General features: G+C 74.5%; 8 protein-coding genes. 4 read left to right on the plus strand and 4 right to left on the minus strand.

Features of this window, described 5'->3' with window-relative positions; genetic code table 11:
• Positions 1–317 precede the first annotated feature (317 nt).
• From AB0O53_RS27950 to AB0O53_RS27960, 3 genes are all read left to right on the plus strand, one after another.
• Complete coding sequence (locus AB0O53_RS27950) at positions 318–1,178, plus strand: glycosyltransferase (RefSeq protein WP_365199160.1); 861 nt, start codon at positions 318–320, stop codon at positions 1,176–1,178.
• A 124-nt stretch (positions 1,179–1,302) separates the two neighbouring features.
• On the plus strand, positions 1,303–2,664 hold the full coding sequence (locus AB0O53_RS27955) for an MFS transporter (protein WP_365199163.1): 1,362 nt from the start codon (positions 1,303–1,305) through the stop codon (positions 2,662–2,664).
• An 8-nt stretch (positions 2,665–2,672) separates the two neighbouring features.
• Positions 2,673–3,689, plus strand: coding sequence for a TolB family protein (locus AB0O53_RS27960; protein WP_350992494.1), 1,017 nt, complete (start codon positions 2,673–2,675; stop codon positions 3,687–3,689).
• A gap of 17 nt (positions 3,690–3,706) precedes the next feature.
• On the opposite strand, the gene AB0O53_RS27965 is transcribed toward AB0O53_RS27960, so the two are convergent.
• Genes AB0O53_RS27965 through AB0O53_RS27980 form a run of 4 tightly spaced genes read right to left on the minus strand, consistent with a single transcriptional unit; the run spans position 3,707 to position 13,932 of the window.
• Complete coding sequence (locus AB0O53_RS27965) at positions 3,707–4,564, minus strand: alpha/beta hydrolase family protein (RefSeq protein ID WP_350992493.1); 858 nt, start codon at positions 4,562–4,564, stop codon at positions 3,707–3,709.
• Positions 4,565–4,566: 2 nt separating this feature from the next.
• A complete protein-coding gene (locus AB0O53_RS27970) occupies positions 4,567–5,724 on the minus strand; it encodes an acyl-CoA dehydrogenase family protein (protein WP_365199167.1) in 1,158 nt (385 codons plus the stop codon).
• A 7-nt stretch (positions 5,725–5,731) separates the two neighbouring features.
• Positions 5,732–12,142, minus strand: coding sequence for an SDR family NAD(P)-dependent oxidoreductase (locus AB0O53_RS27975; RefSeq protein WP_365199170.1), 6,411 nt, complete (start codon positions 12,140–12,142; stop codon positions 5,732–5,734).
• Between the two features lie 35 nt (positions 12,143–12,177).
• Positions 12,178–13,932: a fatty acyl-AMP ligase gene (locus AB0O53_RS27980; protein WP_365199172.1), complete on the minus strand. Its 1,755-nt coding sequence runs from the start codon at positions 13,930–13,932 to the stop codon at positions 12,178–12,180.
• A 444-nt stretch (positions 13,933–14,376) separates the two neighbouring features.
• Here AB0O53_RS27980 and AB0O53_RS27985 point away from each other — a divergent pair, with 444 nt between their 5' ends.
• On the plus strand, positions 14,377–14,748 hold the full coding sequence (locus tag AB0O53_RS27985; protein WP_350992485.1) for a low affinity iron permease family protein: 372 nt from the start codon (positions 14,377–14,379) through the stop codon (positions 14,746–14,748).
• Positions 14,749–14,905 lie beyond the last annotated feature (157 nt).

Genomic DNA, 14,905 nt, shown 5'->3' on the forward strand with positions numbered 1-14,905 from the left:
GACGCGTGGGGTGGAGGGGGAACGCCGTCGTCGAGGGCACGCCGGACGCCTGCGTGTCCTGTGCGTGACCTGCTCAACGGTGATGGCCCCCCACAACCGATGTTCTGCGTGCATCGCATATGCCGCCCCCCGGCCCGACCGCCTGTTCCCCACAAGCAGCCGAACCCGTACCACCCTTGCCGGTTCCGGATCGTTGCCGGCCGCGCCGAAGCGCGCCGAATCCGGTCGGCGCCGCTCAATCTAGTCCACCGGGCGTACCCCCGGGCAGAGTTGGCGGAATCGCCGGGAGCTGGTGTTCGAGCGTGCATACTGCCCGGGTGACCAGCATCGTGATACCGGCCCACAACGAGGGCCGGGTCATCGGCCGGCTCCTCGACGCGCTCCTGGCCGACTCCCCGTCGTCCGGGACCGACATCGTCGTGGTGTGCAACGGCTGTACGGACGACACCGCCCGGGTGGCGGCCTCGCGGGGCGACCGCGTACGCGTCGTGGAGATCCCGACCCCCTCCAAACACACGGCACTGCGGGTCGGCGACGAGCACGCGCGGGGCTTCCCCCGGCTGTACGTGGACGCCGACGTCGTCGTCGGGGCCGCCGACGTACGGGCCCTGACGGGCGCGCTCGCCGCCGACCCGGCCCTGCTCGCCGCCGCCCCCGGCCGGGACATCCCGCCGACCGGCTGCGCCTGGCCGGTCCGCGCCTACTACCGGGTGTGGCAGCGGCTGCCGGCCGTCCGCGAGGGCCTGTTCGGCCGGGGCGTCATCGCCGTGACCGAGGAGGGCCACAAGCGGATCGCGGCACTGCCCCCGCTGATGGCCGACGACCTGGCCGCGTCCCTCGCCTTCGGGCCCGGGGAGCGGCGCGTGGTGGAGGCGGCCCGGGTCGTCGTGCGCCCGCCGCGCACCTGGTCCGACCTGATCCGGCGCAAGGTCCGCGCCGCGACCTCCTCCGCCGAGTTCGAGCGCTTCCAGGCCGGGCGGGAGGACGGGCCCGGGGCGGCGCCCTCGGCGCGCACCGGAACGTCCGACCTGCGCGCCCTGCTGCGCGCCGATCCCGAACTCCTGCCCGCGGTGGTGGTGTTCGCGGCGGCCGCGGTCGCCGCCCGCCGGGGCGCCCGCTGGGCCATCCGCGACCAGGACTTCTCCACCTGGCTCCGGGACGAGAGCAGCCGGCAGTGACGCAGGGGCCGGTACGGCCGAATCCCGCCGTACGCACCACAGTTGTCCCGTACAAGCACTAGGGTTCGGGATCGACTCGCACGTTCGAACGACCCAGACCGTCTGCACGGGGGAGCTCCAGAGCATGTACCTCGCGGACCGCTCCGCGCCCTCGGGCGCGAAGACCGCGCCGCCGGACCGGGGACCCGGCAGGGCGCCGGCGGTCACCTCGACCGTCCTCGCGCTGGGCACGGTCAGCCTGATCACCGACGTCTCCTCCGAGATGGTCACCGCCGTCCTGCCCCTGTACCTGATCGCGGGTCTGGGCCTGAGCCCGCTCGGCTTCGGCGCCCTCGACGGGCTCTACAACGGCGTCAGCGCCCTGGTGCAGCTCACCGGCGGCCACCTCGCCGACCGGGTCCGCAACCACAAGCTGGTCGCCGGCATCGGCTACGGCCTCTCCGCCCTGTGCAAACCCCTGCTGCTGCTCGCCCACAGCCTGGGCCCGATCAGCGTGATCCTCGCGCTGGAACGCACCGGCAAGGGGCTGCGCACCGCACCGCGCGACGCGCTCATCTCCCTTTCCGCTCCGGACGAGTTACAGGGCCGGGCTTTCGGCGTCCACCGGGCCATGGACACCACGGGCGCGCTGCTCGGCCCCCTCGCCGCCTTCCTCATCCTCGGTATCGCCGCCGACGGCTACGACGCCGTCTTCGGCGTCAGCGCCTGCGTCGCCGTACTCGGCGTCGTGGTGCTCATGCTCTTCGTCCCCTCCGGCGCGGGCGACACCGGGCCCCGGCCGGCCGCCGCGGCCCCGCCCGCCGCCCGCCCGGCCCCCGCCCGCCCGAACCCCGTGCGCCTGCGCGACGCGGCGGCCCTGCTGCGCCTGCCGCGGCTGCGCGCCCTGGGGCTCTGCGCGGTCCTGCTCGGCCTCACCACCGTCAGCGACGCCTTCGTCTACCTGCTGCTCCAGCGCCGGACCGGCATCGACGACCAGTGGTTCCCGCTGCTGCCGCTCGGCACCGCCGCCGTGTTCCTGCTGCTGGCCGTCCCGGCCGGCGCCCTCGCCGACCGGATCGGTCGCCGCACCGTCTTCTTGACCGGGCACGCCCTCCTCCTCGCCGCCTACGGGCTGCTGCTGTGGGCCCCCGACTGGCCCGCCCTGCCCTACCTCGTGCTCGCCCTGCACGGCATGTTCTACGCCGCCACCGACGGCGTGCTGCCGGCCGCCGTCGGCGCCACCGTCCCCGAGTCCCTGCGCGCCACCGGCCTGGCCCTGGTGGGCACCGGCCAGGCGCTGGCCCGCTTCGCCTGCTCGCTCGCCTTCGGCGGGGCCTGGACCCTCTGGGGCACCGGCCCGGCACTCGCCGCCGCCGCGGCCGGACTGCTCTGCTGCGCGGCCGTCGCCGGCTACGTACTGCGACCGGTGCCGCCCGTGCCCGCGACGCCCGCCGCACCCACTGCGCCCGCTGCACCCACTGCGCCCGACCCGGCCCGACGCCCGTGAGGAACCCGATGACCCGCTCCCGCCGCCTGCTCGTCCTCGCGGTGGCGGTGCTGCTGCTCGGCGGCGTCGGCGCCACCCTGGTGCTGCGCGCCGCCGCACGCGCCGACCGGCCGCAGGCCGGCGGCCCGGAGGCCACCGCGGGCGCCGTCACGCTGACGGCCGGACGGGACACGCTGGCCTTCCTGGGCAGCGGGCAGGGCCCCCACCGCGGGGCCCTCGCCTCCGTCCCGGCCGATGCGCCCGAGGGCACCCGCACGGTGTCCGGCCTCACCTGCCAGCGCTTCCACGCCGCCGCGGGGACGGGCGTCTGCCTGCGCTCCAGCCCCGGCGCGCTCGCCCAGGACAACAAGGCGATCATCGTCGACGCCGAGCTGCGCGAAGTGCGCGCCTTCCCGCTCGCGGGCACGCCCAGCCGGGCCCGCGTCTCGCCCAGCGGCCGGTTCGCCGCCTGGACCGTCTTCGTCTCCGGCGAGTCCTACGGTGCGGCCTTCTTCTCCACGCGCACCGCCATCCTGGACACCAGGACCTGGAAACTCGACGCCAACCTGGAGGAGTTCGCCATCACCATGGACGGGCGGGACCACCGGGCCCAGGACGTGAACTTCTGGGGCGTCACCTTCGCCGGGGACGACGACACCTTCTACGCCACCCTCTCCACGGCCGGCGAGACGTACCTGGTCAAGGGCTCGATCTCCCGACGCTCCGTCACCACCCTGGCCAAGAACGTCGAATGCCCGTCGCTGTCCCCGGACGGGACGCGCATCGCCTACAAGAAGCGCGTCCGGGCCGGAGCCTCGCTGTGGCGCGAACACGTGATGGATCTGGCGACGTTGCGGGACCACCCGCTCGCCGAGAAGCGCAGCGTGGACGACCAGGCCGCCTGGCTCGACGACGGCACGCTCGCCTACGGCCTGCCCGGCGACGGCGCCGCCGACCGCACGGACCTGTGGACCGTGCCCGCCGACGGCTCCGGCAGCCCCCGGCTGCTGACCTCCGGGGCCTCCTCCCCGGCCCGTCTGGGCTGACCGGCCGGGGGAGGGCGTCAGGCCTGCTCCACGAAGCTCCGTACCCGCTCGACGAGCGCGGCGCTGTCCCGGATCCACGCGTAGTGCCGGCTGCCCTGGGCGCCCTGGCCGAGCGCGAGTTCCCAGTACGTCACGCGGGCGCTCGTGAGTTTGCCGGCGAGCCCGCGCACGCCGCCGGGCGGTGCCATGGCGTCGCCCTTGACGGTGACCGCCAGGACCGGCAGTTCCAGCTTCGCCAGCGCGGCCTCGAAGTCCACCCCGGAGGACGGCACCTGGTAGCGGCCCGTCCTGACCTGGGTGGCCATGTCCCGGAGCACCTGTGCGGAGTCGTTGCCCAGGACCCCGATGCGGCGGCCGGGGAAGTACCCGTACACCGCGGCGAACGCGGCCGCGAACTGGAAGGCGGCGAGCATCCCGAGGCTCTGCGGGAAGGGCCAGCCGCGGTAGTGGCAGGAGGGGGCGCCTACCAGGACCGCGCCCGAGGCCATGTGCGGCTCCTGGCTGAGGTAGAGGGCGCCGAGCTGCCCGCCGAGGCTGTGCCCCAGGAGGTGGCGCGGAGCCGCCGGGAAGGCCGCCTCCACCGCACGGAAGAGCGCCGGGTAGTCGTGGGCCACCATCTCGTGATAGCCGTAGCGCACCCCCCGCTCCACGCGCACCGAACTCGTGCCCTGCCCGCGCAGTTCGCCGACGGCCACCTGGAAGCCGGCCCCCGCGAGGGCGTCCGCGAGCGGGGCGTAGGCGGCGGCCCTGGTCCCCATGGCCGGCATGCACACCAGGACCGGAGCCGACGGATCGCCGGGCCTGCGGTACAGCCTGACCTCTGCCGTGGCGCCGTCCTCGGCGCGCACGGTCTCGGTGGTCACTTCGACGGACACCGTCACAGACCTCCCTCGCTCGCGGCCGTCCTGCGCATGTCGCGGAACACGTTCAACAGCTGGATCTCGCTCGAACCCTCGAAGATGGTCAGGGCGCGGGCGTCCCGCCAGCGCTTCTCGACGCCGTGGTCGGCGGCGATGCCGCGCCAGCCGTACAGCTGGAGGATCTCGTTCGAGGCGCGGACGGCGAGTTCGGTGGCGTAGTACTTCGCCATGGAGCTCTCCCTGCCGAAGGGCAGCCCCCGGTCGGCCAGGGCCGTCGCCCCGTCCAGCAGCCTGCGGGCGGCGGTGAGTTCGACGTACAGCCGGCCCAGTGCCAGCTGGACGTGGCTGAGGCTGTCCAGGCGGTCGTCGGGGTAGACGCGGCGTTCGCCGACCCAGGTGAGCGCGTCCTTCAGCAGGGCGGCGACGATGCCCGTGCCGCAGGCGGCGCCGCCGATGCGGATGGTCGCGAGCAGTTCGTTCAGCAGCATCTCCCCGTCACCGGGCCGCCCGATCAGGCTGATCGGTTCCAGGGCCACGTCCCGGAAGGTGACCGAGGGCGTGGGCAGGCAGCGGAAGGCCGCCTTCTCGATGTCCTCGCCGACCGTCACGCCCGGGGCGCCGCGCGGTACGGCGAAGAAGGACAGGCCGCGCCTGCGGTTGTCCACCACCGTGTTGGCCAGGACGACGAACACGTCGGCGACGGTCCCGTTCCCGGACATGCACTTGCCGCCGTTGAGCAGCCAGCCCGAATCCGTCCGCACGGCGCGGGTGGTGGCCGCCAGCAGGTTGGAGCCGTTCTCCGGCTCGGTCAGCCCGAGCGCCGCGTAGCCGTTGTCCTTCAGGAGCCGGGTGACGAACAGCTCCTTCTGCTCCTCGGTTCCGGCGGCGACCACGGGGTGCAGCGCACCCCGGTTGAACACCAGGGTCCACGTCATCCCCGGGCAGACCGCGGACAGTTCGCCGATGACCTGGCCGAACTCCGCGTAGGACAGCCCGGCGCCGCCCAGCTCCTCCGGGAAGGCCGCGTTGAGGATGCCCTCGGCGGCGGCCCGCTCGTGGACCTCGGCGGGGAAGGCCCGCTCCTCGTCGCAGCGCCGCACGTGCGGGGCCATCACCTCGTCGGCGAACGTGCCGAATTTCTGCTTCCACTCTGATCGACTGCGAGATTCTTCCACGACCGTCCTAAGGAACGCTGATGACGAACTTGCCGATGTTGGCCCGGTTGCGCAGCTGCGTGATCGCCTGCGGGGCGTCCTCCAGGGCGAAGACACCACCCACCGCGGGACGGAGCACGCCCGCGTCGACCAGCTCGACGAGGCGGTCCATCAGCGGCCGCAGCCGGGACGGATCACGGGCCAGCGCACCGACGTTGACGGTGCAGAAGGAGCGACTGCTCATGAACAGCTCGCGCCCGTCCACGGCCAGGTCGAGCACCCCCGCCGCCCCGATCTCGATGAAGCGGCCCCCGGCCCGCAGCAGCTCCAGGCCGCGGCCCACGGCGTCGCCGGACAGCGAGTCCACGACGAGGTCGAGCCCCTGGCCGGGGGAGAGCTCCCGTACGGCGTCGGCGAAGTCCGCCTCGGCGTAGTTGATCGGGTGCTGGACGCCCAGGGCCCGCAGGTGGTCCAGCTTGGCCTCCGTGCTCGCCGTACCGAACACCGTGGCGCCGTGGTGCAGGGCCAGCTGCACGCAGGCCGTGCCGGTCGCGCCGGCCGCGGCCTGGACGAGCACCCGGTCACCCGGGTGCACGCGCGCCTCCCGCTCCAGGCACGCGATGGCCGTGAGGCCGCTGATGAGCACGGAGACCGCGTCGACGGCGCTCACACCCCCGGGCAGCGGGGCCACCGTGTACGCGGCCGTCGTCACGCGGGCCGCGTAGCCGCCGTCCGGGGTCAGCGCGATGACCGCGTCACCGGGCCGTACGTGCTCCACCCCGTCGCCCACCGCGTGGACGACACCGGCCACCTCGTGCCCGGGGACGAACGGCGGCGCCGACAGGAAGGGGTGGAAGCCGGTGGTCGCCAGGACGTCGATGAAGTTGACGCCGACGGCCTGTACGTCGATGACCACCTCGCCCGGCCCGGCCTTGCGCACCGGCACGTCCCGCAGCCGCAGGTCGAGTCCGGACGGGCCCTGGACGACGGTGTAACCGGGGACCGTGCTGTGCAGCTCCGCCCCGTCCAGCGTGATCTCCTGCGCGCTCGGTGCGGTCTGTGCGATCTGCTCGGGCGGCCCGGGCGGAACGTCCACCCCCTCCGGCTCGGCAGGCCCCCGCAGCCCCTCCAGATGGAGTCCCACGGCGTCCACCGTCCGGTGCTGGAACAGCAACGTCGCCGGCAGCTCCAGCCCGAAGCGGGCGCCGATCCGGCGGGTGAGGGACACGGCCAGCAGCGAATCGACGCCCAGGCGGTCGAAGCGCGCCGAGGTGTCGATCTCCGCGGGGGACCGGCGCAGCGCACGGGCCAGCTCCGCCCGGACGAAGTCCGCCGCCGAGCCGTCCGCGCCCTCCGCGCCCTCCGCGCCCTGCGGACGTGCCGCGCGCGCCCCCGGGACCGGCGCCGCGGCCTGCCCGTGCCCGCGGTTGAACCGCGCCACCAGGCCGTCGGCGACCTCGTCGTCCACGTCTAGGACCGCCAGCTGCAGGTGCGAGCTGCCCAGCGTGCGCAGGAACGCCGCGGCGCCCGCCTCCGGCGGCATCGGGTGCAGCCCCGACTCCAGCAGCCGGTCCCGGTACCGGGGGTCGGCGACCATCCCCACCTCCGCCCAGGGACCCCAGTTGACCGTCCGCACCGGCGTGCGCCTGCTGCGCGCCGTACCGGTGAGCGCGTCGAGCGTGGCGTTGCCCGCCGCGTAGGCGCCCTGGCCGGGCGCCACGAACAGGCTGGCCATGGACGAGAACAGCACGATGAAGTCCAGGTCCTCCGACGCCACCGCGTCGATGAGGATCCCGGCACCCTGCTCCTTCGGTCCGATGATCGTGTTCATGCGCCCGGCCGACGTCGACCCGACCAGCGCGTCGTCGAGGATCCCCGCGGTGTGGATCACACCGTGCAGGGCCCCGAAGCGGCGCAGCGTCTCCTCCAGGGCGCGCCGCACCGCGGCCGCGTCGGTCACGTCCGCCCGGAGGTACAGCAACTGCCCGCCGGCCGCCTCGACCGCCTCCTCCAGCCGCGGGTCGACCTCGGCGCGGCGCCCGGTGAGCACCACCCGCGCGCCCGCCTCACGGGCCAGCGCGACCGCGAGCGTGGACCCGAGCCCGCCCTGCCCGCCCGTGATCCAGTAGACGCCGCCGGGCCGCAGGTCCGCCCCGCCGGAGGCCGGTTCGACCGGGGTCAGCGACGGGACGGTGCGCTCCCCGTGCCGGTAGCGGACGCAGAACGCGCCGGGCGCCGTCGCGAGCTCCGCGGCGAGGTCCCGGGCGAGTTCCCGTGTCGCCAGCTCCTCGGGCTCGACCCGGACGGCCCGCCCCGACCAGCTCACGCTCTCCTGTTCCAGGGCGCGCAGCAGCGGGGGAAGCGCGACGTCGCCGGTCACCAGCGCCAGCTCGCGGCGCACGGCGGACCCGGTGCCCGCGGCGGACCGCAGGAACGACAGGAACGCCTCGCGCTCCGGGTCCACGACGAGCAGGCGCGCCCGCTGCGGCAGCGACTCCAGGAATGCCGCCGCGTCCTCCTCCGCCGGCAGCGGGGCGACCGAGCACACGGCGCCGCCCCGGCCCAGCTCCTCCACCAGCGCCGCGCACCGGCCGGCGTCCGCGGTGAGGAGGACGACGGGGGTGTCGGCGCCGGTCGCGCCGGTCCCGGCGGGCCGCGGCTGCGGCCTGGTGTCCACGGCGAAGAAGCGCAGGGCGTGACCGGTGCGCATCCGCTTGAGCGATACGCCCGTGAACCGTACGAGGACCAGCCCGTCGGGATCGAGGACGTCCACGTCGCAGTCGAAGGTGTCGGCGTCCGCCCGGAGTTCCCCCCGCAGCCGCACGTGGGCGAAGGCCGGACCCGACCAGGGCGCGAAGACGTCGACCCGACCGTAGCCGAACCCCACGAACGTCCCGTCGGCGCCGCCGTCGAGGGACAGCCCGGCGATGGACTGCATGGCCCCGTCCGCGGCGTCCGCGGGAAGTGGCCGGCCCGCGGTCCGCGCGGACGGTGGCGCGAGCCGGGCCAGCAGCTCCTTCTCGCCCCGCACCATCCCGGTCACCATCCGCATGGTGTCCCCGTACGAGAGCCCCGACTCCGCCAGGTGCGCGTACAGGGCGTCGGGCTCGACGCGCCGCGGGCACCGCAGGCGGATCGCGTCGAGGTCGGCCGTCCCCGGAGCCGGCGGGGCCCCGGACCACGTCGCGGACAGGTGCTCCTCCCATGCGGAGTCCCGTGCGCCGGCCGCCCGGCTCTCCACGGACAGGTAGGGATCGCCGCCCGCGCGCACCCGCCGGGAGACCCGCACGTGCCGGGCCTCTCCCTCCGCGACCGCCAGGGGGTTCGTCACCAGGACCTCGCTCAGGCCGTACCCGCCGGACCCGCCGGACCCGCCGTACCCGTCCGGATCGAGTTCCTTCAACGCCGCGTCGAGCATCCACGCGGCGGGCGCGATCGCCCGTTCCCGCACCCGGTGGTCCCGGACGACCGGCAGCGCGCCGGTGACCAGCGTGCCCTCCGCGCGCGGGCCCTCGGGCTCGACCCAGTGCTCCTGACGCTGCCAGGGGTACGAGGGCAGCCGCGCGCCCGCCCGGGGCCGGCCGCCGAAGAAGGCGGACCAGTCGATCGCGCACCCCGCCTCGAACAGCGCGGCGACCGCCTCGTAGGGCGCCCGCACGTCCGCGCGCCGCATCGCCGGGACGGCGGCCACGCTCCGGTCGTCGTCCTCCGGTTCCAGGCACTCGGCCACCGACACCGACAGCAGCGGGTGCGGGCTCATCTCCAGGAACACCCGGTGACCGGCCTCCCCGGCGGTGCGGACGGCGTCGGCGAACAGCACCGGCTCGCGCAGGTTGCGCCACCAGTAGCCCGCGTCCAGGGCCTGCGTGTCGAGCGGTTCCCCCGTCAGGGAGGAGTAGAAGGCGGCGGTCGAGGCGCGCGGCGACAGCCCGGAGAGTTCGTCGGTGAGGTCCTCCCGCAGGTCCTCCAGCAGCGCGCAGTGCGAGGCCACGTCCACCTGCACCCGCCGGCAGAAGACGTCCTGCGCGGCCATGGCGCTCATGAACGCGTCGACGGCCCCGGTGTCTCCGGACACCACCGTCGTGCCCGGCGCGTTGTGCGCGGCGAGCGAGAGCCGCTCCCCGTAGGGCTCCAGGGCCTTGCGCACGTCCGTCACGGGGAGCGAGACCAGCGCCATGGCGCCCCGGCCCCGGTGGCGCATCATCAGGGCGCTGCGCCGGCAGACGATCCGCGCCGCGTCCTCCAGCCGCAGCGCGCCCGCGACGTGGGCCGCCGCCACCTCGCCCATGCTGTGCCCGACGACACCGGCGGGCCGGACGCCCCACGACCGGAAGAGCGCCGCCAGCGCGACCTGCACCGCGAAGAGCGCCGGCTGGACGACGTCGATGCGCTCCAGCAGCGGGGCGGCGGCCCCCTCGCCGGCCAGGACCTCGCGCAGCGACCAGTCGACGTAGGGGGCGAAGGCCTGCTCGCAGCGAGAGACGGCCAGGTCGAAGGCGGGCTCCGACTCCATCAGGGCCCGGCCCATCCCGAGCCACTGGGCGCCCTGCCCGGGGAACACGAAGACGGCTCCCGCCCCGTCCGCCCCGGCCCGCGCGGCCGTGAACGGCTCCCGCAGCCGGGTGCGGAGCTCCTCGGTGTCCGCGAAGGCGAAGGCGGCGCGGAACCCGCGCCCCCGGGGTCCGCCGCGTCCCCGCAGCAGCGTCGCCGCCGCCGTACCGCGCGCCAGTTCCCGCGCGTCCACCCCGGCGGCCCAGGCCGCGTGCCCCGCGGCCTGCGCGCGCAGGGCCGCCTCGGTGCCGGCCGACAGGGCCAGGACCCGTACGGGGTGCCCGTCGCCCGCCCGTTGCTCCGGCTCCGGCTCGGGCTCCGGCTCGGGCGAGGGGGCGGGGCCGAGCACCGCGTGGGCGTTCGTGCCGCCGAAGCCGAAGGAACTCACTCCGGCCAGACCGGGTTCCTCGGCGGGGGACTCCCAGCGGCGCAGCGACGTCTGCACGCGCAGCCCGAGTCCGGCGAAGTCGATGTCCGGGTTCGGCTCGGCGCAGTGCAGGGACGGCGGGAGGGCCCCGTGCTCGAAGGAGAGGGCCACCTTGATCAGGCCGGCGATGCCCGCGGCCGCCTCCAGGTGCCCGAGGTTCGACTTCACCGAGCCGATCGCGCACGGCCGGTCGGCGGCGCGGCCCTGGTTCAGTACGGTGCCCAGCGCCGCGGCCTCGATCTGGTCGCCGATCGCCGTGCCCGTGCCGTGGGCCTCGACGTAGCCGACCTCCGACGGCCGGGCGCCCGCGCCCGCCAGCGCCCGGCGCACCACGTCCTCCTGGGCCCGGCGGCCCGGTGCCAGCAGGCCGTTGGTGCGCCCGTCCGAGGTCACCGCCGACCCGCGGACGACCGCCGAGACACGGTCCCCGTCGCGCAGCGCCTCGCTCAGCGGCTTGAGGACGACGGCGCCGGCGCCCTCGCTGCGCACGTAGCCGTCGGCCCGCGCCGAGAAGGCCTTGCAGCGGCCGTCGGGTGCCATGACGCCCGAGTTGTCGAACGCCTCGGTGATCGCCGGGGTCAGGATCACGTTGACGCCGCCGACGACGGCCAGGCCGCACTCGCCGCGCCGGACGGCCTCGCACGCGAGGTGCACGGCGACCAGCGACGAGGAGCAGGCCGTGTCGACGGACAGGCTCGGGCCGCGCAGGTCCAGTACGTAGGAGAGCCGGCCCGCGGCGACGCCGGAGGCTCCGCCGAGCAGCGAGTAGGCGTCCGCGGAGGGCGAGTTCGCCAGGACCTCGCGGTAGTCCGAGCTGGAGATGCCGACGAACACACCGGTGTCCGAGCCGGCCAGGGAGTACGGGTCGATCCCCGCGTCCTCCACGGCCTCCCAGGCCACTTCCAGCAGGAGCCGCTGCTGCGGGTCCATCGTGGCGGCCTCGTGCTCGCCGATGCCGAAGAAGTCGAGGTCCAGGCCGCCCACGCCGTCGAGGAAGCCCCCGACGCCGGCGCGGTCGGTACCGCCGTCGCCGCGACCCCAGCGGGCGAACCTCCCGTCGGGCACCCGGCCGACGGCGTCCACGCCCCCTTCGAGCAGCTTCCAGAAGGCCTCGGGTCCGTCGGCCCCGGGGAACCTGCATCCGATGCCGATGATCGCGACCGGCTCGTCGGGGGCGGTGCGGGTGCCCGCCCGGCGCGGTGCGGCGAGGCCTCCGCCGGCGGGGCCCCTGCCCTGGAGGTGGTCCAGGATCTCCCTGAGCGTGGGAAATTCGTACGCGACCGTCGGTGAGACCTTCCGGCCCAGCAGCGCGCCGAGTTCACCGGCCAGTGCCACCGCGTCGATCGAGGACAGGCCGTGGGCGGCCAGCGGTTCGTCGGCCGGGATGTCGTCCGCCGAAGCCGTGCGGGCCAGCTCGGCGATGCGCCGGCGCAGCCAGGTCTCCAGCTCGGTGTCCTTCATGTGCTCCCCCTGTGTCGTGCTGTCGTGCGCGTCGGTCAGTGCTGCTGCTGCGCGTTCCACGGCGACCGGCCGGCCAGGTACTCCTTCCTGGCCTCGCGGCGCTGGAGCTTGCCGCTGGACGTCTTGGGAAGGGTTCCGGCGGGCAGGAGGACGACCTCGCGGACGGTCAGCCGGTGCTCCTGGGCCACAGCGCGCAGGACCGCGTTCACGACGTCCTGCCGGGCCCGCGGCTCCGTGCCGTCCCCGGCCCCGCGGCGCAGTTCGGCGGCGACGACCACCTGCTCCGCGCCGTCCGCGTCCACGCCGAAGGCGGCGACGCAGCCCGGGCGGATCGCGGGGTGCGCGCTCTCGGCGGTGCGCTCGATGTCGTGCGGGTAGTGGTTGCGCCCGCCCACGATGACGAGGTCCTTGATGCGGCCGCAGACGAAGAGGCCGTCCTCCGTGCGGAAACCGAGGTCGCCCGTGCGCAGGTACGGGCCCCGGTCCCCGCCGTCGGCCGGCGCCGCCTCGAAGGCCTCGCGGGTGAGGCCGGGACGCTGCCAGTAGCCGACCGCGACGCTTTCGCCCGCGACCCAGATCTCACCGACCTGCCCCGGGCGGCACCGCGTCCGCGTCCGCGGGTCGACCACGGCCACGTCCAGGGTCCGGCTGGTGCCGCAGCTGACGAGGACGCGCGCGGCCGGGCTGTCGTCGGGCACGCCCACCGCGGTGCCGCGTTCGAGCTCGTCGCCGTCGAAGGCCCGGGACACCCAGGGCCGCCCGAGCGGCGACCCGCTCACGAGCAGGGTGCTTTCGGCGAGCCCGTACACCGGAACGATGGTTTCCGGGCGGAATCCGGTGGCGGCGAATTTCTTTGAGAAGCGCTTCATGGAATCCGCGCGGACGGGCTCGGCACCATTCGTCGCGACGCGCCAGGACGAAAGATCCAAGGTCGCGCGTTCCTCGTCGGTCACTTTTCGACTGCACAGGTCGAACGCGAAATTGGGAGCCGCGGAAAGCGTTCCCCGGTACGTGGACAACGCGCGCAGCCAGCGTACCGGGCTCTGCAGGAACGCCACCGTCGGCATGGAAACGGAATGGATTCCCAGCATCGCCGGAACAATGATCATCGAGATCAGTCCCATGTCGTGATACGGGGGAAGCCAGCCCACGACGACCGTGGATCCGTCCATGCCGAGGGATGTGCGGATGAGGTCGGTGTTGTGGGTGAGGTTGCCGTGGGTGACCATCACACCCTTCGGCCGGCCGGTCGAACCGGAGGTGTACTGGAGGAAGGCGACCGACTTCGGCTCCGGTGGCGGCGCGGACCAGCCCGCTCCGGACCCGTCCGCGATCGTGTCGACCGCCAGCCAGGCCGTCTCCTGGACCTCCGGGATCGTGCGCGCCGCCGTCTCCACGGCCGCCCGGATCCCGGCCGTGGTCAGCACGGCCGAGGGCTGCGCGTCCTCGGCGATCCCGGCCAGCCGCAGCAGCCCGCGGGCGCGCTGCGCGGGGTGGGGCAGGTACGCGGGCACGGCGACGACGCCCGCGTAGAGGCAGCCGAAGAACGCGACGACGAAGTCCTGGCCGGGCTGGAACAGCAGCAGCGCGCGGGAGCCGGGCTCCACCTGCGCGGCGTGCAGGCGCGCGGCGACGGCCCGCGCCCTGTCGTCGAGCGCCGCGAAGGTGAGCGGCGGCTCGGCCTCCTCGCCGTCGGGGAGGAAGGTGAACAGCGGATGGTCCGGTATGCGCGCGGCGTGCGCGCGGACGGCATCGACCACCGTCTCGTGGCGGATCGGTTCGGCAAGCATTCTCAGCCTCATTCGGTGCCGATCGGCTGCGCGCGGCGCCGGTTTCTCCGGGGGCGGCTCCTGCAATGCGGTGGGCTTGGCGGAGCGCAGCATGGAAAAGGTCAAAGGTGAATGGGGAGTACGGGCGGCACTGGTCCAGACCCTAGGTTGAGCCTTGCTGCGCGGTCAACTCGCATTGAATGGCCGGAAATTCCGGATACCCCGAATACTTCTGGCCACCCCCGGAGGGCCGAGGGGGAGCGGCGGAGTACGTCCCCTACGGCGACGACAGGGCCGGACACCGGACGGCCGCGGTCGAAACCGGTTGGACGAAAATGAGCGTTTCGTGCGGGGCATCCTGCCAGTCCGACGCGCGTATGGGCCGTTCGGCCCGGTCGTGACACCTTCGGGCACAAGCGGCCGAACCGGGTGGTTCGCGGTGCCCCGAGCGGGCAGGCGTGGGGCATGACCTTTGAGCATCCCGCGAAGGAGGGCGAGGAGAACGAGCCCGGGCGATTCGCGAAACTCGCGGAACTGGCCTCCAACTTCACCAGCTCCGCGGGCTTCTCGGTGTTCTGCGTCCTGCTCGTGGCGGCCTTCGTCGTGGTCCACCTGCTCCATCTGGACACGAGCTGGCAGCACCTGGTCGGAGACGCCATGGGCGCGGTGGCCCTGCTCCTCCTGGCCCTGCTGAAGAACTCCGAACGCCGGGCGGAACACGCCATCCAGGTCAAACTCAACGCCATCGCGGCCGCCCTGCTGGAACAACAGGAGGGCAAAGGGGGCCAGGCCCACAGGGCCCTCCAGAGGGCCATCGGCCTGGAAAACCGTCAGTAGCCTCCCGCCGGGGTTGCGGGGTTTTCGCGGGGCGGGATGGCGCTGGTGGGGCGGTGCCCCGGCGGAGTGTCTCCTCGGCTCGGCGCCTGCGGGGTGTCGCGGCCAGGCGGCCGTGGTCGCGCGCTCGTCCTGCGGGGACACTCCGCCGTGTCCCCAC

Source organism: Streptomyces erythrochromogenes (genome assembly GCF_040684695.1).
GTDB classification, from domain to species: Bacteria; Actinomycetota; Actinomycetes; order Streptomycetales; family Streptomycetaceae; genus Streptomyces; species Streptomyces erythrochromogenes_C.

What these genes read in the sequence shown, in the direction of transcription:
- AB0O53_RS27955 (WP_365199163.1), top strand. Translation starts at nt 1,303, where the DNA reads ATGTACCTCGCGGACCGCTCCGCGCCCTCGGGCGCGAAGACCGCGCCG.
- AB0O53_RS27975 (WP_365199170.1), bottom strand. Translation starts at nt 12,142, where the DNA reads ATGAAGGACACCGAGCTGGAGACCTGGCTGCGCCGGCGCATCGCCGAG.
- AB0O53_RS27985 (WP_350992485.1), top strand. Translation starts at nt 14,377, where the DNA reads ATGACCTTTGAGCATCCCGCGAAGGAGGGCGAGGAGAACGAGCCCGGG.
- AB0O53_RS27980 (WP_365199172.1), bottom strand. Translation starts at nt 13,932, where the DNA reads ATGCTTGCCGAACCGATCCGCCACGAGACGGTGGTCGATGCCGTCCGC.
- AB0O53_RS27960 (WP_350992494.1), top strand. Translation starts at nt 2,673, where the DNA reads ATGACCCGCTCCCGCCGCCTGCTCGTCCTCGCGGTGGCGGTGCTGCTG.